The sequence below is a fragment of the Brachybacterium sp. AOP25-B2-12 genome (assembly GCF_052378625.1).
Lineage (GTDB): Bacteria > Actinomycetota > Actinomycetes > Actinomycetales > Dermabacteraceae > Brachybacterium.
In genome coordinates this window covers 111,361-136,225 of the sequence record NZ_JBQSXW010000004.1, presented here as the reverse complement: position 1 = coordinate 136,225, position 24,865 = coordinate 111,361, and the positions used below count along the sequence as shown (strand labels likewise).

The 24,865-nt window shown below is 74.7% G+C and carries 21 protein-coding genes; 12 read left to right on the top strand and 9 right to left on the bottom strand.

Annotation, left to right across the window (positions count from 1 at the left end; genetic code table 11):
- Positions 1-10 precede the first annotated feature (10 nt).
- Positions 11-1,108 carry an LCP family protein gene (locus ACT3TZ_RS04595; RefSeq protein WP_444582213.1) on the bottom strand — a complete coding sequence of 366 codons (1,098 nt, stop codon included), beginning with the start codon at positions 1,106-1,108 and terminating at the stop codon, positions 11-13.
- A gap of 429 nt (positions 1,109-1,537) precedes the next feature.
- Here ACT3TZ_RS04595 and ACT3TZ_RS04590 point away from each other — a divergent pair, with 429 nt between their 5' ends.
- The 6 genes from ACT3TZ_RS04590 to ACT3TZ_RS04565 all read left to right on the top strand — a co-directional run bounded on the left by ACT3TZ_RS04590 (position 1,538) and on the right by ACT3TZ_RS04565 (position 8,526).
- Positions 1,538-2,536 carry a glycosyltransferase gene (locus ACT3TZ_RS04590; protein ID WP_444582212.1) on the top strand — a complete coding sequence of 333 codons (999 nt, stop codon included), beginning with the start codon at positions 1,538-1,540 and terminating at the stop codon, positions 2,534-2,536.
- Positions 2,533-3,417 carry a glycosyltransferase gene (locus ACT3TZ_RS04585; RefSeq protein WP_444582211.1) on the top strand — a complete coding sequence of 295 codons (885 nt, stop codon included), beginning with the start codon at positions 2,533-2,535 and terminating at the stop codon, positions 3,415-3,417. Before ACT3TZ_RS04590 ends, ACT3TZ_RS04585 begins: the two co-directional genes overlap by 4 nt.
- Positions 3,418-3,522: 105 nt before the next feature.
- Positions 3,523-4,680 carry a UDP-galactopyranose mutase gene (glf, locus tag ACT3TZ_RS04580; RefSeq protein WP_444582210.1) on the top strand — a complete coding sequence of 386 codons (1,158 nt, stop codon included), beginning with the start codon at positions 3,523-3,525 and terminating at the stop codon, positions 4,678-4,680.
- 8 nt (positions 4,681-4,688) lie between these two features.
- On the top strand, positions 4,689-6,803 hold the full coding sequence (locus ACT3TZ_RS04575; RefSeq protein WP_444582209.1) for a glycosyltransferase: 2,115 nt from the start codon (positions 4,689-4,691) through the stop codon (positions 6,801-6,803).
- Complete coding sequence (locus tag ACT3TZ_RS04570) at positions 6,800-7,753, top strand: ABC transporter permease (RefSeq protein ID WP_444582208.1); 954 nt, start codon at positions 6,800-6,802, stop codon at positions 7,751-7,753. Before ACT3TZ_RS04575 ends, ACT3TZ_RS04570 begins: the two co-directional genes overlap by 4 nt.
- A 59-nt stretch (positions 7,754-7,812) precedes the next feature.
- Complete coding sequence (locus ACT3TZ_RS04565; RefSeq protein WP_444582288.1) at positions 7,813-8,526, top strand: ABC transporter ATP-binding protein; 714 nt, start codon at positions 7,813-7,815, stop codon at positions 8,524-8,526.
- A gap of 114 nt (positions 8,527-8,640) precedes the next feature.
- Here ACT3TZ_RS04565 and ACT3TZ_RS04560 read toward each other — a convergent pair whose 3' ends face one another.
- Together ACT3TZ_RS04560 and ACT3TZ_RS04555 are read right to left on the bottom strand one after the other, a co-directional pair.
- Positions 8,641-9,318: a TIGR03089 family protein gene (locus ACT3TZ_RS04560; RefSeq protein ID WP_444582207.1), complete on the bottom strand. Its 678-nt coding sequence runs from the start codon at positions 9,316-9,318 to the stop codon at positions 8,641-8,643.
- On the bottom strand, positions 9,315-10,469 hold the full coding sequence (locus ACT3TZ_RS04555; protein ID WP_444582206.1) for a coenzyme F420-0:L-glutamate ligase: 1,155 nt from the start codon (positions 10,467-10,469) through the stop codon (positions 9,315-9,317). Before ACT3TZ_RS04555 ends, ACT3TZ_RS04560 begins: the two co-directional genes overlap by 4 nt.
- A 267-nt stretch (positions 10,470-10,736) precedes the next feature.
- Between ACT3TZ_RS04555 and ACT3TZ_RS04550 the strand changes: the two genes are divergently transcribed.
- From ACT3TZ_RS04550 to ACT3TZ_RS04540, 3 genes are read left to right on the top strand one after another with little or no spacing between them, the layout of a single operon-like run.
- Positions 10,737-11,039 (top strand): WhiB family transcriptional regulator, encoded by a 303-nt coding sequence (locus ACT3TZ_RS04550; protein WP_444582205.1) that lies wholly within the window; start codon positions 10,737-10,739, stop codon positions 11,037-11,039.
- A gap of 31 nt (positions 11,040-11,070) precedes the next feature.
- Positions 11,071-14,412: a hypothetical protein gene (locus tag ACT3TZ_RS04545; protein WP_444582204.1), complete on the top strand. Its 3,342-nt coding sequence runs from the start codon at positions 11,071-11,073 to the stop codon at positions 14,410-14,412.
- The gene (locus ACT3TZ_RS04540) at positions 14,409-15,977 is read left to right on the top strand and encodes a DUF5719 family protein (RefSeq protein ID WP_444582203.1); all 1,569 of its coding nucleotides are present in this window, start codon (positions 14,409-14,411) and stop codon (positions 15,975-15,977) included. The genes ACT3TZ_RS04545 and ACT3TZ_RS04540 overlap by 4 nt, the downstream gene beginning before the upstream one ends.
- 12 nt (positions 15,978-15,989) lie before the next feature.
- Here ACT3TZ_RS04540 and ACT3TZ_RS04535 read toward each other — a convergent pair whose 3' ends face one another.
- Complete coding sequence (locus ACT3TZ_RS04535; protein WP_444582202.1) at positions 15,990-16,469, bottom strand: metallopeptidase family protein; 480 nt, start codon at positions 16,467-16,469, stop codon at positions 15,990-15,992.
- Positions 16,470-16,511: 42 nt separating this feature from the next.
- On the opposite strand from ACT3TZ_RS04535, the gene ACT3TZ_RS04530 reads away from it, so the two are divergent.
- Both ACT3TZ_RS04530 and ACT3TZ_RS04525 read left to right on the top strand, forming a co-directional pair.
- On the top strand, positions 16,512-16,907 hold the full coding sequence (locus ACT3TZ_RS04530) for a DUF3499 domain-containing protein (RefSeq protein ID WP_444582201.1): 396 nt from the start codon (positions 16,512-16,514) through the stop codon (positions 16,905-16,907).
- Entirely contained in the window at positions 16,900-18,576 is a 1,677-nt protein-coding gene (locus ACT3TZ_RS04525; protein ID WP_444582200.1) for a Trm112 family protein, read from the top strand. Before ACT3TZ_RS04530 ends, ACT3TZ_RS04525 begins: the two co-directional genes overlap by 8 nt.
- A gap of 19 nt (positions 18,577-18,595) precedes the next feature.
- On the opposite strand, the gene ACT3TZ_RS04520 is transcribed toward ACT3TZ_RS04525, so the two are convergent.
- On the bottom strand, positions 18,596-19,438 hold the full coding sequence (locus ACT3TZ_RS04520) for an RDD family protein (RefSeq protein WP_444582199.1): 843 nt from the start codon (positions 19,436-19,438) through the stop codon (positions 18,596-18,598).
- A gap of 120 nt (positions 19,439-19,558) precedes the next feature.
- Between ACT3TZ_RS04520 and ACT3TZ_RS04515 the strand changes: the two genes are divergently transcribed.
- Positions 19,559-20,554 (top strand): stage II sporulation protein M, encoded by a 996-nt coding sequence (locus ACT3TZ_RS04515; RefSeq protein ID WP_444582198.1) that lies wholly within the window; start codon positions 19,559-19,561, stop codon positions 20,552-20,554.
- 64 nt (positions 20,555-20,618) lie between these two features.
- Here the strand turns inward: ACT3TZ_RS04515 and ACT3TZ_RS04510 are convergent, their stop codons facing one another.
- Genes ACT3TZ_RS04510 through ACT3TZ_RS04495 form a run of 4 tightly spaced genes read right to left on the bottom strand, consistent with a single transcriptional unit; the run spans position 20,619 to position 24,863 of the window.
- The gene (locus tag ACT3TZ_RS04510; protein WP_444582197.1) at positions 20,619-21,920 is read right to left on the bottom strand and encodes a DUF58 domain-containing protein; all 1,302 of its coding nucleotides are present in this window, start codon (positions 21,918-21,920) and stop codon (positions 20,619-20,621) included.
- Positions 21,921-21,928: 8 nt separating this feature from the next.
- Complete coding sequence (locus ACT3TZ_RS04505) at positions 21,929-22,939, bottom strand: AAA family ATPase (protein ID WP_444582196.1); 1,011 nt, start codon at positions 22,937-22,939, stop codon at positions 21,929-21,931.
- On the bottom strand, positions 22,936-24,237 hold the full coding sequence (locus ACT3TZ_RS04500) for a DUF4350 domain-containing protein (RefSeq protein ID WP_444582195.1): 1,302 nt from the start codon (positions 24,235-24,237) through the stop codon (positions 22,936-22,938). The genes ACT3TZ_RS04505 and ACT3TZ_RS04500 overlap by 4 nt, the downstream gene beginning before the upstream one ends.
- Positions 24,234-24,863 carry a DUF4129 domain-containing protein gene (locus ACT3TZ_RS04495; protein ID WP_444582194.1) on the bottom strand — a complete coding sequence of 210 codons (630 nt, stop codon included), beginning with the start codon at positions 24,861-24,863 and terminating at the stop codon, positions 24,234-24,236. Before ACT3TZ_RS04495 ends, ACT3TZ_RS04500 begins: the two co-directional genes overlap by 4 nt.
- Positions 24,864-24,865 lie beyond the last annotated feature (2 nt).

Below are 24,865 nucleotides of genomic sequence, written 5' to 3'. Positions count from 1 at the left end.
GCGGCCCTTCTCAGCCGGTCTTGGCGGGCGGCTCGGCCGAGCCGTCGCCGATGGATCCGAAGAACGTCGCGATCTGCTGGTCGTCCGTGAGGATCGCGACGCCGGAGCGCTTGGTCTTGTAGTCGGGGTCCTTGATCGGCATCTCCATCGTGGTGCCGTCCTTCATCACCGCGCGCATCGCCAGCGCCATCTGCCCCAGGTCGACGATCCCGGTCGAGGAGTCGGTGCGCAGCGCCCCCGTGCCGGCCCCGGCGAGCTTGACCTGCGCGACGGGGTTCAGCAGCACACCGGGCGTCATGACCTTCTTCATGAGCGCGGAGACGAACTGCTGCTGGCGCTTCTGGCGGCCGAGGTCCGCGGTGGGGTCGAAGTAGCGGGCCCGCACGAAGGCGAGCGCCTGCTCGCCGCCTGTGTCGTGGCAGCCGCTCGTCCATTTCAGCCCCGACTTGGGGTCGTCGACGTCCTGGTCCAGGCACAGGTTCACGGTGCCCACCGCGTCCACGAGCTGCTCGACGCCGTCGAAGCCGATCTCGACGAAGTGGTCGATCTTGAGCCCCGTGAACCCCTCGACGGTCGCGACCAGGAGCTGGGGGCCGCCCAGAGCGTAGGCGGCGTTGAGCTTGTGGGTGCCCTTGTCGGGGATGTCCACGAGCGTGTCGCGGGGGAGGGAGACGAGATAGGTGCGGCCGTTGGGCGCCTTGTGCATGAGCATCAGCGTGTCGGCGCGCTCACCCGTGGTGCCGTCGTCGGCGACCGCGCCGCCCCGGCGGTCCGAGCCGGCGATCAGGTAGGTGACGCCGGGCGTGTCGGCCTTGTCCGACAGGGCGTCGACGTGCTCGATGCGGCCGTTGGCCCACACGGCCAGCCCCGTGAACCACGCGGTCGTCACCAGCAGCACGAGCACGAGGGCCGCCGCGCCGAGCCGCAGCGGGCGCGGGATCCTCGAGAGGGTGCGGCTGGTGGGGGTGGAGCGTCGGGCGCGTCCGCGCGCGGTCCGCGCTCCACCGGCGGAGGCGGGGGCGTCCTCGTCGACGGGACGGAGGTCCACGCGGGTCGCGACGGGGTCCGGGCGGCCGGTGCCGGCCGGGGGCGTGGCGCGGTGGCGCACCCCGCGAGGGCGCTCGTCCGCGGCGCCCGGGGCGCCGGACCGCGGGCCCGAGGTGCCGGACGGCGGAACCGCCCGGGCCGAGCCGCCCTCCCGGGCGCGACTGCGTGCGGGAGTCCGCGAGGGCCGTCGAGGGGCTCCGGGGCGCGGGCGCGGTGCCCCCGGGGCGCGGGCGTCGTCGCCCCCTGCAGAGTCCCTGCGGCCTTCGTCCACTGCGGTCGCCCTCCGTCGATCGTGCGCGGGCACACCCCGCCGAGCACGGGACACGCTACCCCGGCGCCTCCACGTCCCCGCGCCTCCGGCGCGGATCGTCACAGACCCCTCGCATGCGGTGGGGCCGACGGTCCCGGACGGGGCTCCCCGCGTTCCGTAGACTGCGGCGGGTCGCCCCGGCGACCCCGCTGCCACCCGACGAAGGAGACGAGAGCGCCGATGACCCGTCAGGACAACACCGTCGTGGCCGAGGGCCCGCACGAGGACGCCCGGGCGGACCGCGTCGTCGCGGTCGTCGTCACGTACAACCGGGAGCAGCTCCTGGCGGCGTGCCTCGACGCCCTGGCGGCCCAGGACCGTCGCCCCGACGCGGTGGTCGTCGTGGACAACGCCTCGACGGACCTCTCGGGAACCGTCGCCGACTCCCATCCGATCGGCGCGGACGTGGTCCACCTGCACCGCAACGTCGGCGGCGCGGGAGGCTTCGCCGCCGGGATCGCCCGGGCCGTCGCCGTGAGCGGGGCGGACTGGGTCTGGGTGATGGACGACGACACGATCCCGCGCCCGGGCGCCCTGGCCGCGCTCCTGGAGTCCCTCGCGGATTCCCCGGTGCGCCTGTCGGTGCTGTCCTCGCGTGCCGTGTGGACCGACGGGACGGACCACCCCATGAACCGGGCCCGCACCCGGCTCGGCGCCTCGCGCGCCGAGCGGGCCGATGCCGCCGCCGCCCACGGCCGGCCGATCCGCACCGCGAGCTACGTCTCGGCGCTCCTGAACGCCGACGACGTGCGCCGCCTGGGCCTGCCCTTCGCCGACTACTTCATCTGGTCCGACGACTTCGAGCACACCGCCCGCCTGCTGCGCGCGGGCCGGGGGATCCACGTGCCCGGGAGCATCGTCGAGCACCGCACGGCCGTGGCCTCGACCGCGCAGGCCTCTCCCGGCGGACGCTTCTACTACGACGTGCGCAACCGCCTCTGGGCGCTGACGCGGACCCGGTCCTTCACGGCCCTGGAGCGGGTGCTGTACGGCGGACGGACAGTGCTGGGCTGGCTCACGATGCTCGCCCGCACCCGGGACGACTCGCTCCTGCGGGTGGGGCTGCGCGGGCTCGTGGACGCCCTGCGCCACGGGCCGAGGCCCTCGGCGACCGTGCTGGCGGCCGATCCCGAGAGCGCAGGGGTGATCCGCAGGCTCGAGCGCGCGGCGGCCCGATGACTCGCGCGGCGTCCTCGGACGCGCCCGCGGGGCCGGACGCGCAGGCGGGATCGGACGCGGCGTTCAGCGTGATCGTCCCGCTGTGGAGCGGGGATCGCGCCGACCGGGCGCGAGCCGCCCTGGCCTCGGCGACCCTCGAGCAGCACCTGCGCCCGTCCACGCTCGTCCTGGCCGTGGACGGCCCGCTCCCCGCGCCGCTCGAGGAGGTGGTCCACGAGGTCGGGGCCGGAGTGTTCGGCCCCGCGCTGGTGCAGCGGCACGAGGCACATCGGGGTCTGGCCCCCGTGCTCCAGGACGCGCTCGTCGCGGCGCCGGACGCGATCGTGGCCCGGGCCGACGCCGACGACCTCTGCCGGCCCGAACGCTTCGCCCTCCAGCTGCCCGAGGTCGCCTCGGGGCGTGCGGACCTCCTGGGGGCGACCCTGCAGGAGTTCTCCGACGAGGTCCCACCGGGCACCGGGCCCCTGCGCCACAGGCCGCTGACCCACGAGGAGATCGTCGCGTACCTGCCCACGCACAGCCCCTTCCACCATCCCGCGGTGATGATGCGGCGCGAGGTCGCGCTCGCCGCAGGGGGATACCGCGAGCTCGACCACCTCGAGGACTACTGGCTGTGGGAGCGGATGATCCTCGCGGGCGCCCGCTGCGCCAACCGCCCCGAGGTGCTCGTGGACTACCGGGTCGACGAGGCGCTGTTCGCCCGCCGCGGCGGCTGGCGGATGCTCGCGAGCGACGTGCGCCTGCAGCGGATCTTCCACGCCGACCGCGTGACGACCAGGCGCGAGATGCTGCGCAACCTCGCCCGGCGCACCGCCTACCGGCTCGTGCCCGGGACCGTCCGGCGCTTGGCCTACCGACTCCTCGTGGAGCGCCGCGGGTGACCTCCACCCCACGCCCGGGGGCACCCGCGAGGCGCTGGACGCCGCCGACGAGGTGCTGGGCTAGGGTTGTCGCGTTCTCGACCACCTCTCGAAAGGGACATCGCCGTGGCGACTCCTGACCTCCTCATCGTGGGCTCCGGCCTGTTCGGCCTCACGATCGCCGAGCGCGCCGTGGCCGAGCACGGCGCGAAGGTGACGATCATCGATCGTCGCGACCACATCGGCGGGAACGCCTACTCCGAGGCGGATCCGGAGACGGGCATCGAGATCCACAAGTACGGGGCGCACCTCTTCCACACGTCCAACAAGCACGTGTGGGACTACGTGAACCGCTTCACGACGTTCACGAACTACGTCCACAAGGTGTACACGAACCACCAGGGCGTCGTGTTCCCCATGCCCATCAACCTGGGCACCATCAACCAGTTCTTCTCCTCGGCGCACTCGCCCGACGAGGCGCGGGCGCTCATCGCGGAGCAGGCCGGCGAGCTCGCGGGGACGGACCCGGAGAACCTCAACGACAAGGGCATCTCGCTCATCGGGCGCCCCCTGTACGAGGCCTTCATCAAGCACTACACGGGCAAGCAGTGGCAGACGGACCCCAAGGACCTGCCCGCCTCGATCATCTCGCGGCTCCCGGTGCGCTACACCTACGACAACCGGTATTTCAACGACACCTACGAGGGCCTGCCCACCCAGGGCTACACCGCCTGGCTCGAGCGCATGGCCGATCACCCGGACATCGAGGTCCGCCTGTCGACCGACTTCTTCGACCCCGATCAGCCCTACAACAAGGACGCCGTGCGCGGGCAGCTGCCCGTCATCTACACGGGCCCCATCGACCGCTACTTCGACTACGCCCACGGCGACCTCAAGTGGCGCACGATCGACCTGGAGACCGAGCACGTGGCCACCGGGGACTTCCAGGGCACCTCCGTCATGAACTACGCCGACGAGTCCGTCCCCTTCACCCGGATCATCGAGCCGCGCCACTTCCACCCCGAGCGCGACTATCCCGGCGACCGCACGGTCATCCAGCGCGAGTTCTCGCGCTTCGCGCGCCGCGAGGACGAGCCGTACTACCCGGTCAACAACTCCACCGACCGCGACACCCTGCTGGCCTACCGCGAGCTCGCCGAGGCCGAGCCCCGCACGATCTTCGGCGGTCGCCTGGGCACCTACAAGTATCTCGACATGCACATGGCCATCGGCTCGGCGCTGTCCGTCGCCGACAACAAGCTGGCCGACCTTCTGCGAGCCTGAGGAGAACCATGAGCACCGCCCCTGAGACGCCCGTCGTCCCCGACACCGCCGACACCACCGCCGAGCCGGATCCCTCGCGGCGCCTGCTGCACCGCCTGATCCTGCCGCTCGAGGCGACCCCGGACATCGTGCCGCTGTACATCGAGCAGACGAGCGCCCGCTCAGGCGCGAACACCGCGAGCTTCGGCCTGGGGGGCGACGACGCGGCTCCCGAGACCCCGAGCCGCAGCGAGCACGCCGGCGCCAGCACCGCGCAGGTGGATGTGTCCGAGCTCTCCGAGCGGCACAGCGTGCGCGTGCCCGCGCACCAGATGCGCTCCTTCGGGACGTACTTCAACGCGTTCCCCGCGAGCTACTGGCGTCGCTGGACGCCGGTGCGCGCGGTGCGCCTGTCGATCGTCACCTCGGGCCGCGGCCAGATCGTGGTCTACCGCTCCAGCGCGCGCGGCTCGATCCAGCGTCAGGAGTTCGCGCAGGTCTCGGGCACCACCCGCACCGAGTTCGATCTGCCGCTGACCGCCTTCGGCGACGGCGGCTGGTACTGGTTCGACGTCTACGCGGGCTCGCGCGCCTTCACGGTCGCCTCGGCCGAGTGGACCGCCGACGCGGCGCTCGCCCGCACCACCGGCAGCATCTCGATCGCCATGACCACCATGAACAAGGTGGAGTACTGCCTCGAGAACATCCGCACGATCGAGCAGAACCCGGCGCTGCGCGAGGTGCTGGACACGATGTACGTCGTGGACCAGGGCTCGGACCGCCTGAACGACCACGCCGAGGAGCTCGCGCCGCTGCAGGAGTCCCTCGGGGACCAGCTGACCATCATCGAGCAGGGCAACATCGGCGGCAGCGGCGGCTTCTCGCGCGGCATGTACGAGGCCACCCAGGCCGAGCGCTCGACGTACGTCGTCAACTGCGACGACGACATCGTCATCGAGCCCGAGTCGCTGCTGCGCCTGGTGACGTTCGCCGATTACGCGACCCGGCCCACCATCGTCGGCGCCCACATGTTCGACCTCAACAACCGCTCGGTGCTGCACACCTTCGGCGAGGTCGTGGACCCCTGGCGCATCCAGCCCGCGCTGCCCCACGGCGAGGGCGCGCTCGGCCACGACTTCGGCCTGCGTCCGCTGCGCTCGACCCCGTGGCTGCATCGCCGTGCGGATGTTGACTACAACGGCTGGTGGATGTGCCTGATCCCCACCGAGGCCGTGCGCGAGATCGGTCTGTCGCTGCCCGTGTTCATCAAGTGGGACGACGCCGAGTACGGGCTGCGCGCCAAGAAGGCCGGGTACCCGACGGTGAGCTTGCCCGGCGCGGGCGTCTGGCACGTCAGCTGGGCCGACAAGGACGATCTCGTGGGCTGGCAGGCCTACTTCCACGAGCGCAACCGCATCATCACCGCGCTGCTGCACTCGCAGTACCCCCGCGGTGGTCGCGTGGTGCGCGAGTCGCAGTTCATGGACGTCAAGCACCTCATCTCGATGCAGTACTACACCGAGGCCGGGCGCCTCCTGGCCCAGCGGGACGCCCTGCGCGGCCCCGGGTCCCTGCACGAGGAGATCGGCACGAAGCTGCCCGAGATCCGCGGGCTCGCCCGGGACTTCGACGACTCGACGGCCAAGAAGGATGCCGAGGACTTCCCGGAGATCCACGTCGACAGGCCCCCGCACCGCGGCCGCCCGTACTACGAGCCCCAGCGCAGCACCCTCCCGGTGTGGACCGTCAAGACGCTCGTCAAGCAGCTCGCCAAGCCCGTCACGGAGCGCTCGGAGCGCAACCCCCAGGCGACGATCCCCCATCAGGACGCCCGCTGGTGGCGTCTGGCCAAGTACGACAGCGCCCTCGTCTCCAACGCCGAGGGCACCCAGGTCGCCTGGTACAAGCGCGACCCGCGCCGCGTGCGGGAGATGCTCGGCCAGGCCGTCTCGACCCACGTCGAGCTGCACCGCCGCTGGCCCGAGCTGCGCCAGCAGTTCCGCGATGCCGCCTCCGAGCTCACGAGCTTCGAGGCGTGGGAGAAGACCTTCCGCGACAACCCCGCGCCGGTCCGGCCCGGGAAGGACGACGCGACGTCCGCGGGCGCCGCCGGCACCGACACGAAGGGGAGCCCGTCCGCGTGAGCGAGGTCGACGTGCGGCCGTCGGCGACGCGGCCCTCGCGGGCCGAGCGCGCCGAGGGGTGGAAGACGCCGGGGCAGGACGCCGGATGGCTGAACCCGGTCAGGGAACGCTTCCTGCTGCGGCTCCTGGTGAAGAAGGAGCTGCGGGTCCGCTACCGCGGCAGCGCGCTGGGGATGCTGTGGAGCTACGTCAAGCCCGCGGTGCAGTTCATCGTCTTCTACATCGCGCTGGGCGTGTTCCTGCAGATGTCCAAGGGCACGCCGGCCTACGCCGTGTACCTGTTCAGCGGGATCGTCGTCGTGAACCTCTTCGGCGAGGTGTTCGGCAACGCGACCCGCTCGATCAGCGGCAACGGCGCGCTCGTGGCCAAGATCTACCTGCCCAGCCAGCTGTTCCCGTGGTCCTCGATGATCGTGGCGCTCATCCACTTCGTGCCGCAGATGCTGGTGCTCATCGTGGGTGCGCTCATCGCGGGCTGGCTGCCCTCCTTCACGGCGCTCGTGGCGTTCGTGCTGGGCATGGCGATCCTGCTGATCTTCACGATGGGCCTCGGGATGCTCGCGGCGGCGTTGAACGCCGCCTACCGCGACGTCGAGAACTTCGTGGACCTCATCGTCATGGTGGCCACCTGGCTCTCGCCGGTGCTCTACCGGATCACCATGGTCAAGGCGGAGATCGAGGGCACGATCTGGTGGACCCTGTACCAGCTGAACCCGATCACGATCGTCGTCGAGCTGTTCCACGTGGCGTTCTGGCGTTACACACCGGCCGTCGTGGATCGGATCGAGGTGGGCGACCCCGCGCAGGGTCTGCCCCCGGACCCGGGGCTCATGGCCCCCGGTGAGCCCTACGGCCTGTGGTGGGCGGGTCTGCTCATCGCGGTCGCGACCTTCGTGATCGGCACCGTCGTCTTCGAGCGCTCCAAGCGGCGCTTCGCCCAGGAGCTGTGATGACCCCGACCGCCGTGACCCCGCAGGGGCAGACGCCCGCACCCGTCTCCGATCGCGAGATGGTGCGCGTCGAGCACATCACCAAGACCTTCAGCCTGCGCCACGACCACTCCCTCAAGGAGCTCGTGTTCTCGGCCCTGCAGCGCAAGAAGCTGCGGGACACCTTCACGGCCCTCGACGACATCGACCTCACCGTCCGCGCGGGGGAGACCGTGGGCCTCATCGGCTTCAACGGCTCGGGCAAGTCGACGCTGCTCAAGACCATCTCGGGCGTCCTGTTCCCCGATGCGGGCCGCGTGCTGCTGCGCGGCAAGGTCGCGGGCCTCATCGAGGTCGGCGCGGGCTTCCACCCGGATCTCTCGGGACGCGAGAACGTGTACCTCAACGGGGCGATCCTCGGCATGACCAAGGCCCAGATCGACGAGAAGTTCGACGAGATCGTCGCGTTCAGCGAGATCGAGGAGTTCATCGACACCGACGTGAAGTACTACTCCTCGGGCATGTTCCTGCGCCTGGCGTTCTCCGTCGCGGTGCACACCGAGCCCGACATCTTCCTCGTCGACGAGATCCTGTCGGTCGGCGACGAGCCGTTCCAGAAGAAATGCCTCGCGCGGATCCGGGAGCTCCAGCACGCCGGGCGCACGATGGTGGTCGTCTCGCACGAGCTCGACATGCTCGAGAAGCTCTGCACGCGGATCGTCGTGCTGCGGCGCGGCGTCGTGATCTTCGACGGGGACCCGACCGAGGCCGTCGCGACGCTGCGCGCCAGCTGAGGCGGACTCCCGGGAGCCGGAGGCAGGCATGTCCGGCCTCTCGTGACCCGGCCTCTCGCGACCCGGCCCCGCGGGCCGGGTGCGGCACGGCACCTGCTGCGCGGGCCGCGCGGCTCAGGCGTCCGGCACGCCCTCGGACCGTGCCGTCGCCGCATCCAGCGCCGCGGACGGGCCGACGGCCCGGGATCCCGCGAGCCAGGCCCCCAGCGCGGCGGGGGCATCGGAGCCGGTGCCGTCGGCCGTGAGCAGCACCGCCGTGCCCGGCGCCGCAGGGACCGGGGCGGGGCCGCTCCAGGCGGCCGTCGGCACCTGCAGCACGTCGGGGCTCGCGCGCACCTCCTGGACCCAGTCCCGCTGCAGGGCCGCGAGCGGCTCGGGGAAGCGCAGCGACAGCGAGAGGGCGGCCAGGGCCAGCACCTCGTCGGCCTGGCCCGCCCGGGCGGAGCCCGAGTGGTCGGTCGCCAGGATCCGGGGGGCGCCCGGCGCGCCGGCGGCGCCCTCGTCCAGGATGCTCACGCGCAGCCCGAGGGACCATCCGGCGAGGGCGAGCACGAGGCGCTTCCAGTGCGCCGGGAGGTCCAGCACCAGGTCCTCGCCCGGGGCGGGATCGATCTCGTCGGCGAGGTGGCCGATGGCCTTGATCACCCAGTTGGCCAGGACATGCCCGGACAGCTCGGTGCGCCCGTCCGGGCCGTACCAGATCAGGGCGGGCCGGGGACCGAGGTCCTCGAGCGCCGCGAGCAGGGGGGCGGGCAGGGCGGCGTCGGGACGCGCGGGCGAGGGGCCGGTCATCTCCGGGGTCCTCCGGGTTCGGTGAGCTGGACGGTCGGGGAGCAGGGGGTCAGGGGTGCCGCGATCTCCTCGGCGCGCAGGGCCGTGCGGATCCGCTCGGCGAGGGCGCCGGCCGCGGCCCAGGCGGCGGGGGAGCTCCCGGCGGGGGTCACCGTGATCGCGTCGTCGGGTCCCCGATGGGCACGGGCGGAGGTGGGCACGGCCCTCGCGATCTCGAGGGCCCGCGCGATCCGGACCTCGTCGTCCTCGACGTCCATCGCGGCCACGGGCTCGTCCTCCGCGGCGACGCCGAGCGCCTGCCACACGGATTCGAGGCTGGGCCGACGGAACCAGTCCGAGGGGCCTGTCCGGTTCAGGGCGCGGGCGCCCGGGTCCGCGACCTCCGCCGGGTCCGTGTGCCCGGAGGGGGCCGCGTGCCGAGGCGGGGCCGCGGACCCGACGAGCGCGCCGGGGACGCCGCGGACGATCGCGGCGGGGGAGCGGGTGGCCTTGCCCTTGGCGAGGTCGGCGGCGGACGCGAGCTCGTCGGCCAGGTCCCGCACGGTGATCCCGAGCTGCCGTCCGGTGTCGTCGAGCTCTCCGCGCAGGTCCTGCAGGACCCGGACGCCCGCGGCGCCGAGCGCGATGTCGCCCACGCCCACCCGCCAGATCCGCGAGGAGGTGTCGGTCAGCACGATCCCCAGATGCACCCCCAGGGCACCGCCCAGCGCCGCGTGCAGCGCCGCGGCCTCCGCGTCGGGGTCCGGGGGCAGGAGCAGGATCCCGTCGGGGGAGTTGGAGGCGTCGATCCCCGCCGCGGCGAGCACGGGACCCGACACGGTCTCGACGATGCTCGTGACGACGCTCCCGTGCCGCCGCCGTGCGACGCGACGGACCGTGGCCGCCTCGAGGTGCTGGGCCTTGGATGCCGGATCGGCCACGAGGCCGCGCGCCTTCGAGACGATCTTGGAGGAGACGCACAGGACGTCGCCGTCGCGCAGGGGCGTGGGAGCCTCCGGGCCCAGGGCCGTCGCGAGGAGCGCGGCGAGGTCGGTGCCGGTGCGCACCTCCGGCAGTCCCGTCACGGGGATGATCTGGACCGTCGTCGCCGTCGTGACAGGGCTCGCGGGGTCGGGGTGCGCCGTGGGGTCGATGCGCGCGATGGGGTCCACCAGTGCCCTTCCGGGTCGGGTCGATCGGGCGGCCGCGCCCCGGGAGGACACTCGCGCCCGGCGTGTCCGGTTCGTCGCGATCGGCGACCCGGGCCGCTGCGCGGAGGTCGTCACAGCGGCGTCCGCAGAGCCCCCTCCCGCTTGACGGCAGGGAGTTACACGGGTGTACTTTACTGCGAACCCCGCCCGCGGGAGGTGCCCGTCAGGGCCGCTCGCGCGTCGGGACCGAACGTCCAGCAGTCACCGTCATGCAGGAGGCCGTCCATCATGGACCAGAACCGTCCGGATGACACCGACCGGCGAGAGCTGCCCCTCCTCGGCCTCACCGGGATCGGCGGGGCCGACGACGTCGCCGAGCCCTCGTGGCAGGAGCGCGCCCTGTGCGCGCAGACGGACCCGGAGGCCTTCTTCCCCGAGAAGGGCGGCTCCACGCGCGACGCGAAGAAGGTCTGCGTCTCGTGCGACGTCCGCGCCGAGTGCCTCGAGTACGCCCTCGAGCACGACGAGCGCTTCGGGATCTGGGGCGGGCTCTCCGAGCGCGAGCGCCGCAAGCTCAAGCGCCGGGCGTGACCGTGGTCCCGGCCTCGTTCGCGAACGCCCGGTGACCTCCCGGATCGTCACCGCACTCGTCCTCGTCCGCGAGGGCGACCACGACGACACCCTCGTGCGGACCCTGCGGGCGCTCGGGGAGCAGGAGCGTCGCGCCGATCGCGTGCTGGTGCTCCGCTGGCCCCGCGCCACCCCCTCCGTCGACCCGGCGGACCGGGACCGCGCCCTCGGGGACCGCGAGGGCATCGACGAGGTCCTCGACGTCGCCACCTCGACATCCCTCTCCGGTGCCGTGCGCACCGCCCTGCGCGCCCTGCCCGAGCTCGGCCTCGACCCCGACGAGCCCGAGCAGTCCTGGCTGTGGTTCGTGCCGGCCGACAGCGCCCCTGGGCCCCGCGCGCTCGCCCTCGAGCTCGACGCGGCGGCCTCCGACGAGCTGGTGGCCGTCGTCGGCGCCGCGCAGCGCTGGGAGCGCGAGGCGCCGTCCTCGGCGGAGGACCCCGTGCCGGAGCCGGCGGTGCGCACCGCCGACGACGCCGACGGGCTCGTCGACGTCGGGCTGACCCTGACCCACGGTGCCCGCATCGTCACCGGCATCGAGGTCGGGGAGATCGACCAGGGCCAGCTCGACTGGCGCGCCGACGTCCTGGCCGTGCCGCTGGCCGGGATGCTGGTCCGGGAGGAGCTGTACCGCGCGGCCGGTGGGCTGGACCCCGCGCTCACCGCGCCGTGGGCCGAGATCGTGCTGTGCCACCGGGTCTGGCGGCGCGGCGCCCGGGTCGCGGTCGTCCCGGCGGCGCACGTGCTGGGTCCCTCCCGGGATCCCGACCTCATCGGGGACCCGCGCACGCATCGGTGCGGCCAGATCCTCACCCGCCTCGCCATCTCCGCCTGGCCGCTCGTGGTGCTCCACGTGCTCCTGCTGCCGCTGGAGACCCTCGCGCGGATGGTCGGTGCCGTCGTCACGCATCATCCTCGCGGGCTCCTGGACGAGCCGATCGCCTGGGCCGGTGCGATGCGGCGCGCCCCTGCTCTCCTGCGCCGCACCGTCCGGGCGGCCCGCCGCGCCCGGACGTCCCGCAGGCGCCTGGCGCCGCTGTTCGTCTCGCGCCGCGAAGCGGTGCGGCGCCGCCTCGAGGCGGCCTGGACGGCGACCTTCGCCGACGACGAGCGCTCCCGGCGCATCCGCCGGACCACGTGGGGGATCGCCGGCACCACGCATGGCATGAAGGACGCGGACTACGGCCGCCACGGGACCTGGACCCTGGCCGTCGCCCTCGTGAGCATCGCCCTCACGGCTCTGTCGCTGCGCCGTCTGATCGGGGGCGGGGACCTCGTGGGCCCGGCCCTCGTGCCCCTGCCGGACGACTGGCGCACCGGGTGGCAGGCCGCGTGGACCGACTGGGTCCCCACCGGTCTCGGGGCCCGCGGGGCGGCCGACCCGCTGGTGCGGCTGCTGGGGCACCTGCCGCTGTCCGGCGCGGCGCCCACCGACGTGATCCTGCTGGGCGCCATCCCGCTCTCGGCGCTGGCCGCGTGGTGGGCCGCCGGGGCGCTGACCCGCGCCGTGGGCGCTCGTCTGGTGCTCGCGGTGGCGTGGGCCCTGGCCCCGGCGCTCCTGGCCTCGCTCTCGGAGGGGCGCTGGTCGGTGCTCGTGGGCCATGTGCTGCTGCCCGTCCTCGCGCTGGCGATCGGCCGCGCCGTGGGCCTGCCCCACAAGGTCTCCCAGGCGAGCATCTCCGCCGCGGCCGCAGGCGGCCTCGTGCTGCTCGTGATCGGCGCCGTCCAGCCCGTGCTCGTGCTCCTCGTGGCCCTCGCGCTGGCCCTCGTGGCGATCGTCGTGCCCGGCCGCCGACTGCGCCTGCTGTGGGTGCTGGTGCCCTCGCTGGCCCTCCACGCCCCGTACCTCCCGACCTATCTCGACGCCCCGCGCACGCTCCTGGCGATGAGCACCCAGTCCGGGGTCGCCGTCGCACGGCCCACGGCGACCGCGCTGTGGGGGCTGTGGCCGGCGGGCGCCCCCGCCTGGTCGGTGGCGGCACCGTGGGTCGGCGCGGACGTCGCGGCCCTGCTGCCCGTCCTGGTGCTCGCCCCGGTCGTCCTCGGTGCCCTGGTCGCGCCGTTCCTGGCCGGGGCCGCAGGCACCGCCGGCCGGATCGCGCTCGTGCTCGCGGGCGTGTGCCTGGCCCTGGCGGTGCTGTGCGCTCACGTGGCCGTCGGGGTCCGCGGCGACACGGTCCTCACCGCCCCGACCCACCTGCTCCAGTCCGCGGCGCTCCTGGCGGTGCTGCTGGGCGCCGGGTGCACCTTCGACGCCCTGGCGCGGCGCGACGGGACCATGGGGCGCACGCGCCGCGTGCTGACGACGGTCGCCGCCGCCGTCGTCGCCGCGGCGACCGCCGTGACCGTGATCGGCTGGACGCTCGCCCTGCCCGGCGCCCTCGAGCTCACGCGCGGGCAGACCCCGCAGATCCCCGCCGCGGCGGCGGACCAGGGCAGGTCGGACGCGCGCCTGCGGACCCTCGTGCTGACCCAGGACCAGCCGGACGGCGATGGATCCGTCGTCGCCTCCCTCGTGGTCGACGGCGGCGACTCCACGGTCCAGCACGCGGCCGTGGTCGCCGCCCGCCAGGCCGAGGACTCCGAGCGCTCCTCCCTCGACGCGGATCCCGGCAGCCGTGCCCTGCTGGCCGGCACCTCGCAGCTCGTCGCAGGCTCCGAGGACGCCTCCGAGGCGCTCGGCACGCTCGCAGTGGGGTACGTGGTGGTGCCCGGCGCCGCCGCCGACCATCCCGAGCTCGTCGCCGCGCTGGACCGCTCGCCGCTGCTGGAGAAGGTCACCCAGAACGCCGAGGGCGGCCTCTGGCGGGTCATCGCCCCCCGTGCCCGTGCCGCCGCGGACGGCGGCGGGGACGACAGCACCCTCCTGCCCAGCGACCTGATCCTGGCCTCGGGCCACCTCGACCCGTCCTCGACGACGCGCACGATCGTGCTCTCCGAGCGCCGCGAGGCGGGATGGACGGCGACCGTGGGCGGACACCGGCTCGAGAGGACCCTCGTCGACGGCTGGGCACAGGGATTCGTCGTGCCGGCCGGGGTCTCCGGCGACGTCGTGATCGACCGGGATCCGTGGTGGACCCCCGGTGCGCAGGCGGCGCTGGCCGTGGCGGTGCTCATCACGCTGCTCCTGGCCGTCCCGTGGCGCGGACGCACGCTGCGCACCGGCACGCGACCCCGGACGGCGGATGCGACGACGCCGGAGAGCTCGACGGCGGACGCAACGACGTCGGACGGTTCGACGCAGGACGGCGCAGCGCAGACCGCACCGACGCCGGGCGCCGCCACGCAGCGCGCAGCGACGTCGCCGACGGGCCCGGCCGGAGGAGGATCATGACCGCACGTGTCCGGGGGATCCTCGCGGTCCTCAGCCTGCTGCCCGTGGCCGGGGCGGCGACCGCCGTCGCCCTCGTCCCCGCCCCCGGCGCCACCATCGCCGAGCGCGGCACCGCCGAGGCGACCCCCGTGGCATCCGGCGTGATCTGCCCCGGGCCGCTCACGATCCCCGAGGAGCTCCTGGAGACCGGGGGCGACAGCGCCCTCGCCCTCGTCCCGCCCAACCCGGCCGTCTCCCTGCGATCGGTCGCGCTCCAGGGCGACTCCGCGCTCCTGTTCGGGCGCACCGCCGCCAGCTCGACGGCGATCGCCGCCGACGGGACCCCCATCGTCCCGACCATCTCCGCGACCGACCCCGACGGCACGGCGCTCGGCGCCGAGCCGGCCACGGGCACGCTCGGGGACGCGGTGCTCACCGCCGACGGCACCCGTGCGGCCGCCTCCGTGACCGTCGAGGGCGCGGAGGTCGTCGCCGACACGGTGCAGTCCTCCACCACGGCCCAGGGCGACTACCGCTCGCTCACCCTCGCGCGCTGCACGACCCCTGCGGTCTCGGCGACGTTCCTCGGGGCGAGCACGACCACCGGCGCGAGCTCGGCGCTCGTCCTGACCAACCCCGGCACCCGACCGGCGACCGCGAGCATCCGGGCGTGGGGTGCCGACGGCCCCGTCGACCTCGCCGGCGGCAGCCGGGTGGTCGTGCCCCCGGGGACCACGCAGACCGTCCTGCTGGAGTCCCTCGTCCCGGGGGAGTCCGAGCTCGGAGTGCAGGTCGACTCGACCGGGGCGCCGCTGGCCATGCACCTGCAGACCACGGCGCGCGAGGGCCTGACCCCCCAGGGCGCGGAGATCCTGACCCCCCAGCCCACGGCCGCGACCGACCCGGTCCTGCCGGGCGTACGGGTCGCCGCCGGCCGGGACGCCGTCGCGCTCCTGCTGAACCCCGGATCCCGCGACGCCGTCGCGGACCTCGCCGTGGAGGGCGCGGCCGGTCCGATCGCCGTCGCGGCGCAGACCGGTGTCGAGATCCCCGCCGGGACGCTGGTGGCGGTGCCCCTGACCGGAACCACGCCCGGCGACGTCACCCTGCGGGTCTCCGCGGACACCGAGCTGATCACCGCCGTGCGCTCCTCGGTCGCGGGACAGGACCTCCCCGGGGACACCGTGGGCGCCCCCGTGGACACGGCGATCGCCGTGCCGGCGGCGCCCCTGACCGACGGCTCGCTGCTGGCCCTGCCCGGGGAGGGCCCCACGGGCGCCCTCGCGCTGACCGCCGACAGCGACACGGGGGTCACCGTGATCCCCGTGGGCGCGGACGGCTCGGCGGGCACCCCGGTGCGGATCGAGCTGACGGCGGACCGGACCGCCACGGTGGACTCGAGCGGGCTCACGGCGGCCTCCGGCCGTCCGGCGGCGCTGACCATCGTCCCCGACGATCCGGGCGTCGTGCGCGGCGCCTGGATCCAGCAGCCCGCCGATGCCGACGGCAGCGGCCCGCTCCTCGCGACCCTCCCGGTGCCGGGATCCGGCGACGACGGCTCGGCGCTGAGCGTCCGCGCCGGCTGATCGCGCTGGAGCTCAGGCGCCCCAGGCGCCGGGGTCCACGTCCTCGGGGTCCATCGACAGCATCGCCCCCACCTGCTCGGCCAGCACCTGGCGCACCAGCAGCTCGAGCTCCTCCTCCCCGCCGCAGCGGGTCACCAGCGGTCGGCGGTACAGCACGATCCGCGGCGGGTGGTCCCGGTCCGGGGCGATGTACCGGCCCAGCGGCACGGCCTGGGTCTCCCACGGGGCGGGGTCCGTCGGCGGGACCTCCTCGACCAGCAGCACCACGTGCTCGAGCCGGCGTCCGAAACGCGCCAGGAGGGGCTCGGCGGCGTCCATCACGGCGTCGTCGAAGGTCTCGCGCCGCGTGCGGTGCCCCGGGACGTGCGGGGGCAGGACCATCCCGCGGAAGCCGCGTCCGTGTCGGTCCCTGCGCCGGGTCGCACCCGCGGGTCCTCCGGGTCGCCCGGTGCCGCGCACCGCGCCGCCGCGCCCTGTCCGGTCTCGTGCCATGCCTCCGACTGTACCCACCGCGAGGCGGCTAGACTCGCCCCCGTGCCTGCTCGCGAATGCTCCCGGACGGCGTGCTCGGAACCTGCCGTCAGCACGCTCACCTACGTCTATGCGGACTCCACGGCCGTGCTGGGTCCCCTCGCGCGCTCGAGCGAGCCGCACACCTACGACCTGTGCGCCGAGCACTCGGCGGGCCTGACGGTGCCGCGCGGCTGGACGGCGATCCGCATCCCCGGCGCCTCCCAGGAGGTCGACGACCTCGTGGCCCTCGCGGCGGCCCTGTCCACCCGGCCCGAGGACCCGCGTCGCGGCGATGCGGGCGACCGCCGCGGCTCGGCGGCGCGCTCCGAGCAGCGCCCCGCGTCCCACCGGGCCCCGGAGCCGGGCACCCGGGACGGCGCCCGCCACCTCCACGTGATCCGGGGCGGACATGAGTGAGGCCCGCACCGCGGGGCCCGTGACCGATCTCGGAGGCCTCGTCAAGGCGTACGACGTCCGGGGTGTCGCCGACGTCGACCTCACCGAGGACGTCGCCCGGGCTCTCGGAGCGGCCTTCGCCGATCACGTCGACGCCGGACGGATCGTCGTCGCCCACGACATGCGCGTCTCCTCCCCGCGGCTGTCCGCGGCCTTCGCCGAGGGCGCCGTGCAGCGCGGGGGACCCGTCGAGTTCGCAGGTCTCAGCTCGACCGACCAGCTCTACTGCGCGTCCGGGCTGCTCGACGCCGCCGGCGCCATGTTCACCGCCTCCCACAACCCGGCCCCGGACAACGGGATCAAGCTGTGCCTGTCCGGCGCGCGCCCCATCAGCCGCGACACGGGTCTGACGAGCATCCGCACACGCGCGGAGGCCTACCTGCGGGCGGGCACCATCGCCCGCAGGCCCGGGGGATCCCGCACCGATGTCGACACCCTGCCCGGATACGTCGAGACCGTGCTGCGCCTGGCGCCGGTGCCGGACCGTCGCCCCCTGCGCGTCGTGGTCGACGCCGCCGACGCGATGGCGAGCCTCACGGTCCCCGCCGTCGCGGAGCACCTGCCCTCGATCACCGTCGTCCCGGTGCACTTCGGCCTGGACGGCACCTTCCCCCACCACGAGGCCAATCCGCTGGACCCCAAGAACCTCCGCGACCTCCAGGACGCGGTGCGCGCCGAGGGCGCGGACCTGGGGCTGGCCTTCGACGGCGACGCCGACCGCTGCGTGGTGGTCGACGAGCAGGGACGCATCGTGCCGCCCTCGGCGGTCACCGCGCTCATCGCGACCCGCGAGATCGCCCGGGCGCGCGCCGCGGGCGAGGAGACGCCGGTCGTCATCGCGAACCTCGTCTCCTCCCGGCACGTCCAGGAGGCGATCGAGGCGGCCGGGGGTCGCCGGGTGCGCTCGCGCGTGGGCCACTCGCTCATCAAGGCCCTCATGGCCCAGGACGATGCGGTCTTCGGCGGAGAGCACTCCGCGCACTACTACTTCCGGGACTTCTTCTCCGCCGATTCGGGGATGCTCGCGGCCCTGCACGTGCTCGCCGCGCTCGCCGAGACCGACGGCACGCTGTCCGCGCTCGTCGCCGAGCACGATCCGTACGCCGCCAGCGGCGAGCTGAACCGGACCGTCGCCGACGCCGCCGCCGCGACGGCCGCCGTGCGCGCGCACCTGGACACCCTGGACGGGGTCGTCACCGACGACCTCGACGGCCTGACGGCCGTGCACTGGGACGAGGAGGCGCCGGCCGGGGACCGCTGGTGGCTGTCCCTGCGCTCCTCGAACACCGAGCCGCTCCTGCGGCTGAACGTCGAGGCCGCCGAGGAGGGGACCATGCACGCGATCCGGGACCGGGTGCTCGCCCTCGTCGGCGGCAGCGGATCGACGCCGGCCGAGCAGACGCCCGCCGGCCCGGCCGCACGTGCGGGGACCCCGACGGACTCGGACGTGGTCACCGTCGCGAGCGGGGCGGACGTGCCCGGCTGGGTGCGTGCCGCGCTGCGCTGCCCCGTCTGCCGGCACGAGCTCCGCGACGCCGAGGCAGCGCTGCGGTGCACGGGCTGCGATCGGCTGTACCCCGTCGAGAACGGGATCCCCGTGCTGATCGCCGAGCGCGCCCTCGAGGGCTGACGGGGTCAGTCCGCGTCCCTCAGGACGTGAAGGGGAGGACCCGCACCTGCGCGGTGAGCTGCTCCTCGCGCCGCAGGCCCGCCCGCAGGCGCTCCTCGTCGCGACGGGACCGCTCGGCGAGCACCGCCCGCAGGAACAGCTCGGGATCCGTGCCCGGCGGCGGGGGCGGCGCGACCCCGGGGACGATCCGCTGGACCAGGTCCAGGGCCAGCTCACGGCGCGAGGTCGGGTGCAGGGACGCCGCGCGGGGCAGGAAGCGCCGCACGTCGCGCAGGACGATGGGGTCCAGGCCGCTGACATCGGCGGCCCCGGACCAGTCGGCGAGCTCGGCGGGCGCCACGGCCCGCAGCGGGGCCCGCGTGCGCATCCGCTCCTGCACCACGAAGGTCCCGGCCAGGAGGTCGCCGAGGCGCCGCGAGCGGTGGTCCACGAGCGAGGACACGAGGGCGATCCCGCCGCTGGTGCCCCAGATCTCGAACATCGCCATCACGGCCCGCAGCACGCTCTGGCGCACGTGCACGGGACCGCCGTCGTCCCGGACCACGCGGGTGCCGGTCACGAGGCGCCCGAGCGAGCGCCCGCCCAGCAGCAGCTCGCTGAGCACCGGGTAGAGCACGAAGGCCGAGACGGAGGCCAGCAGGACGATCGCCGCGACGAACCCGTCGTCGATGCGGAGTCCCCGAGCGGCCCAGGCGGCCCCCACCAGCAGGCCCGTGAGCAGCCCGAGCTGCACCAGGCCGTCGATCACGAAGCTGAGGATCCGCGTCGCGAACGAGGCGGGTCGCAGATCCAGGACGACGGCCTCCCCGGTCACGAGCGCATCGCGGGCACGGCGCTCGGCGGCGGTGGGTTCTGCGGTCATCACCGGGTCAGTCTCGCAGGATCCGGGATGTGCGCACAGCTCCATGCGTCGCGGGAACGTCGCCGCAGCGGTCGACTTTCGTCGGGGGAGCGCGGCGTCGCGCGCCCCTAGGCTGGCGCGGTGGACATCGACGCCTTCATCGCCGTGCACGCGGACAGCTGGGACCGCCTCGAACAGCTCGTGCGGATCCGTCGGCCCGACGCCGACGAGATCGACGAGCTCATCGCGCTGTACCAGCGGACGGCCACGCATCTGTCGATCGTCCGCTCGACCTCCCCGGATCCCGCGCTCACGGCCCGGCTCTCGATGATCCTGGCGCGCGCCCGTGCCCGGATCATCGGCACCCGCAGCACCACCTGGACGCGGCTGCGCACGGTGGTGCTCGACGAGTTCCCCGCCGCGGTGTGGTCGGCCCGGCAGGGGATCCTCGTCGCGGCGGGGATCCTCGTGGTCTCGGCACTCGTCGTCGCGATCCCGCTCGTCCTCGACGACGGCCTGCGCGCCGCCGTCATCCCCGAGTCCGCCCAGCGGCAGCTGGCCTCCGGCGAGTTCACGGAGTACTACTCCCAGGGGCAGGCCACCGGGTTCGCCGCCAACGTGTGGACCAACAACGCCTGGATCGCGGTGCAGGCCGTCGTGCTCGGCGTGACGGGCTTCTGGCCGGCCTGGATGCTCGTCATGAACGGCGCGAACCTCGGCGCGGTCGGGGCGGTCATGGTCTCCCAGGGGCATGCGGAGACCCTCGCGGTGTACCTGCTGCCGCACGGGCTGCTCGAGCTCACCTGCATCGTCGTGGGGGCGGGTGCGGGCCTGCGGCTGTTCTGGTCCTGGGTGCGCCCGGGACCGCTGCCCCGGCTCTGGGCGCTGACCCGCAGTGCGCGGGCGCTGGTGACCGTCGCGCTCGGACTCGTGCCGATCCTCCTGCTCAGCGGCGTGCTCGAGGCCTTCGTGACGCCGTCGGGGCTCCCGGCCGGGGTGCGGATCGCGATCGGCGCGCTCGTGTGGGCGGTGCTCGTGGCGGTCGTGCTCGTGCGCGGGCGCCGAGCCGTCCGCCGCGGGATCAGCGGCGACCTCTCCGAGGAGATCGTGGGCGACAGCGTCGCGGTCGCCGCGTGAGGGCGGCGTCCCCGCGCTGGACGCCCCCGGGTCCGCTCCTGAGGATCCCTTCCCCCATGGGGGATCAGAGCTGGCCGGACGCCTTGAGGGCCAGGTACCGGTCGGCGAGGGAGCGCGGCAGCAGCTCCGGCTCGTCGTCGACCACGTGCACGCCCGTGCGCGACAGGGCCGCGGCCACCTGATCGCGCTCGGCGCGAGTCTGCTCGGCGGCCGCGGCACGGTACACGGAGCGGGCGTCCCCGCGCCCGCGTGCGAGCTCGCCGAGGGCCGGATCGGCCACCGAGGCGACGACGACGAGGTGCTCGCCGGCCAGGCGTGCCGCGACGGGCAGCAGGCCCAGCTGCACCGCGGCGGGCTCGACGGGCGTCAGCAGCACCACGAGGCCGCCCCGGCGCGAGCGCTCGCGGATCCGGGCGGCGGCCAGCTCCCAGTCGGTCTCCACGAGCGCGGGATGGACGGGGGCGGTCGCCGTGACCACGTCGTGCAGCACGGTGCGGGCGCTCGACCCGGTCACCGAGACGTGGGGGATCCGGTCGATGCACAGCAGGTCGACGCGGTCCCCGGCCTCGGCCGCGAGCGCCGTCAGCAGCAGCGCGGCGTCGAAGGCGGCGTCCAGCCGCGGCGCGTCCCCGACCCGGGCCGCGGCGGTGCGCGAGGTGTCCACGACGATCAGCACGTGGCGGTCGCGCTCGGGACGCCAGGTGCGCACGACCACGCTGCGACGTCGTGCGGTGGCCCGCCAGTCGATGGAGCGCACGTCGTCGCCGTCCACGAAGTCGCGCAGGGCGTCGAACTCGGTGCCCTGTCCGCGCTGGTGCACGGCGGCGAGTCCCTCGATCTCCCGCAGCCGGCGCACCCGGGAGGGCAGATGGCGTCGTGAGCCGAAGGCGTGCAGGGCCACGAGGCCGCCCGGCACCTGCCGCGTCGCCACCCGCTCGGCGATGCCGAGCGGGCCCCGGCTGGCGAGGACGACGGCCCGGGAGGCGTGCTCCCCGCGCCGGGTGGGGGTGAAGGTCTGGCTGAACGCGCGGCGCTCGCCGGGCCCGATCACCAGGCGGGCGCGCTGGTCGTCCCCGAGACCCGCGGTGGGGTCCCAGGCGTCCCGCACCCGGAGGACGGCCCGCCGGCGGCCGGGGTTGGTGACCAGGATCCGTCCGCTCGCGGAGGTGCCCAGACGGACCTGACCGGGGGCCTCGCGGCGCACGGTCAGGCGGGTCGGCGGCGCTGCCGCGAGCGCTTCGCCGATCACGAGCAGCACGAGCACCGCGGCGGTGGCCAGGACGGTCGTGCCCGAGGGCCACAGCACGATCGGCAGGAGCCCGACGAGGGCGAGCACCGCGGCGCGGGGGGTGGGACGCCAGCGCATCGTGGACCTCAGCGCGGGACGGGCACGGAGGCCAGCGTCGCGGCCAGCACCGACTCGACCTGGCTGCCCTCGAGATCGGCCTCGGTGGTCAGGCGCACGCGGTGGGCCAGGGTCGCCGGGGCCATCGTCTTGACGTCGTCGGGCGTCACGAAGTCCCGGCCCGCGAGGTAGGCCCAGGCCCGTGCCGTCCGCAGCAGGGCGATCGCCCCGCGGGGGGACACCCCGAGCTGCAGGCTCGGCGAGCGCCGGGTCGCCCGCGCGACATCGACGATGTACTGGAGGACGGGGTCCTCGGCGCGCACAGCCGCGACCTCCCCCTGGGCCACCCGCAGCGCGGCGGGATCGGCGACCGCCCGCAGGCCCGCGGCCGCGAGGTCGGTGGTGTCGAAGCCCCCGGCGTGACGGCGCAGCACGTCGATCTCGGTGGACCGCTCGGGCAGCGGCATGACGGCCTTGAGCAGGAAGCGGTCCAGCTGCGCCTCGGGCAGGGCGTAGGTGCCGTCGAACTCGATCGGGTTCTGGGTGGCGACGACGAGGAACGGGTCCGGCAGGGCGCGGGCGCGCCCGTCGACGGTCACCTGGCGCTCCTCCATCGCCTCCAGCAGCGCGGACTGCGTCTTGGGTGGGGTGCGGTTGATCTCGTCGGCCAGCAGCAGGTTGGTGAACACGGGGCCCTCGCGGAAGACGAGGTCGCTGCTGCGGGCGTCGTAGATGAGGGAGCCGGTGACGTCGCCCGGCATCATGTCGGGGGTGAACTGGACGCGGCGCATCTGCACGTCCAGCGAGGCGGCCAGCGCCCGCACCAGCAGAGTCTTGGCGACGCCGGGGACGCCCTCGAGCAGCACGTGGCCGCGGCACAGCAGCGCCACCACGAGACTCGTGACGGCTGCGTCCTGGCCGTCGACGGCCTTGTGGATCTCCGTGCCGAGGGCGACGAGGCGGTCCCGGGCGGTCTCCGGGGTCGGCGCATCGGCCGGCGGGGGCACGGACCGGGAGGGGTCGGGGGCGGCGTGGGTCATCGGTCGATCTCCTTCTCGAGGGCGTCGAGGTCGTGGGCGAGGCGCACGAGGTCCTCGTCGGTGGGGACGGGGATGGGACCCAGCAGCGCGTGGAGCTGCTCGGCGGTCCGGTCGGTGTGCGGTCCGAGCGCCGCCAGGAGGGCGGCGAGCGGCTCCTGGCGGCGCACGCCCAGCTTCTCGGCCAGGCGCATCGCGGCGGCCGAGCGCAGAGCACGTGCCGCGCGGTCCCGGGCTCCGGACCGTTCGAGCAGGTGGGCCCGCCCGACGACGAGCTCCTGGGCGCGGACCGTCACCGGCAGCGGCTCCACCACGACCGGCCCGAGGCGCCGGCTCACGGCGAGCAGCCAGACCAGCAGGCAGACCAGGAGCCAGGCCACGGTCGGCAGGAGCCACGCCGGCAGCATCGCGAGGGGGCCCGCCGAGCGCGGCGCCATGGGATCCGTGGCCGAGGGCAGGTACCAGGTCAGCCCCGCGGAGCCGCCCAGCGCGTTCAGCGCGACGGCGCTGTTGTCGGCCCGGGAGACGTGGCCATTGGTGAGGTAGGCCGCCGACCCGAGCACCGTCACGCGGTCGGTGCGGACGATGCTCGCGCCGCCCGCGTCCGCGAAGCAGCTGCGGGCGTCCTCGGGCCCCTGGTACAGGATGCTCGGGGCCGTGGTGGTCGTGCCGCCGGCGGCACGGTCCTCGCCGAGGGTGATCGGACCGGCGTCGACGGTCCGTGCGCGGAAGGAGGCGTCGCCGCAGCGGGGATCGGCCGCCAAGGTGCCTGCGCCCTCGGCCACGGTGCCGCTGGGACGCACGCCCGGGGCGAGCACGGACAGGGAGCCGAAGTCCGGCGCGAGCAGCACGAGGTGCCCGGTGCCGTCGTCCAGGGCGTCCGAGAGGGCCTCGAGCTGCGGGCGGGACAGGCCCGAGGGGTCGGTCACCAGCACGGTCCGTCCCGCGCGCAGCGCGTCCGCGGCGTCCGCGGTGCGCCGTGCCTCGCGGACGTCCGCACCGTCCTCGCGCAGGACGGCGGCCACGGCGGCCGAGCCGTCCGGCCGGGGGGAGGACGGCTCGTAGGGGGCATCGCGGAAGGAGCCGCGCGCGATCGCGGCGGCCACGGCGGCCAGCACCGCGAGGATCACGACCGCCGCGATGATGCGTCGGGTGCGGCGGTCCAGGTCCGTGCGCGGGGAGGTCGGGGTGCGTGGCGGCGCGGTGCCGCCCGCGAGCTCCGGGGGCACCAGCTCCGGGGAGACCGTGATGGCGGCGGTGTGGGTGGCCGGGCTGCTCGGGGGCGTCAGCGGGGTCGTCATCGGGCGGCCTCCGCGTCCTCGGGGGTCCGCCCGTGCTGGGGGGTGCTCTGGGCCAGGAACTCGGCCAGGAGCACCGCGGCCTCGGCCTGGCGCTGGGTGACGGGTCGCCGGGAGTACGCCGCGGTGTCGAAGGCGTCGGCCGTGCGCAGCAGGCGTCCGCGCAGATCCGGAAAGGGCTCGGCGGCCCCGAGGGCGGCCTCGTGGGCCGTCATCCCGGCGGTGAGGTCCAGCAGGGTGCGGTCGTGCAGGTCGCGCACGAGCGAGCGCACGGCGAGCACGACGGCGTCGTCCTGACGGCCGGACTCCAGGGCGCGGCGCGCACGCACCCGCAGCTCGTCGGCGCTCAGCTGGGGGTCGGCGTCCAGGCGTGCGTCCCCGGCGTACGGGGTGCTGCGGCGCAGGCGCCCCGTGCGCCGCAGCACGAGCACCGCGATGGCCAGCACCAGCAGGACGACGACGACCGCGACCGTCGTCCCGATCACCGGGTCGCCGGAGGCGCCGTCGACGAGGTGGCCCAGCCAGTCCTGGAGGGTCCCCAGGAGCCATTGAACGAAGCTGCCCTCGCGGCGGTACTTCCCCTTGGCGAGCTCCTCGAGGATGCGACGGCGCGCCTCGTCCGGGTCCATCG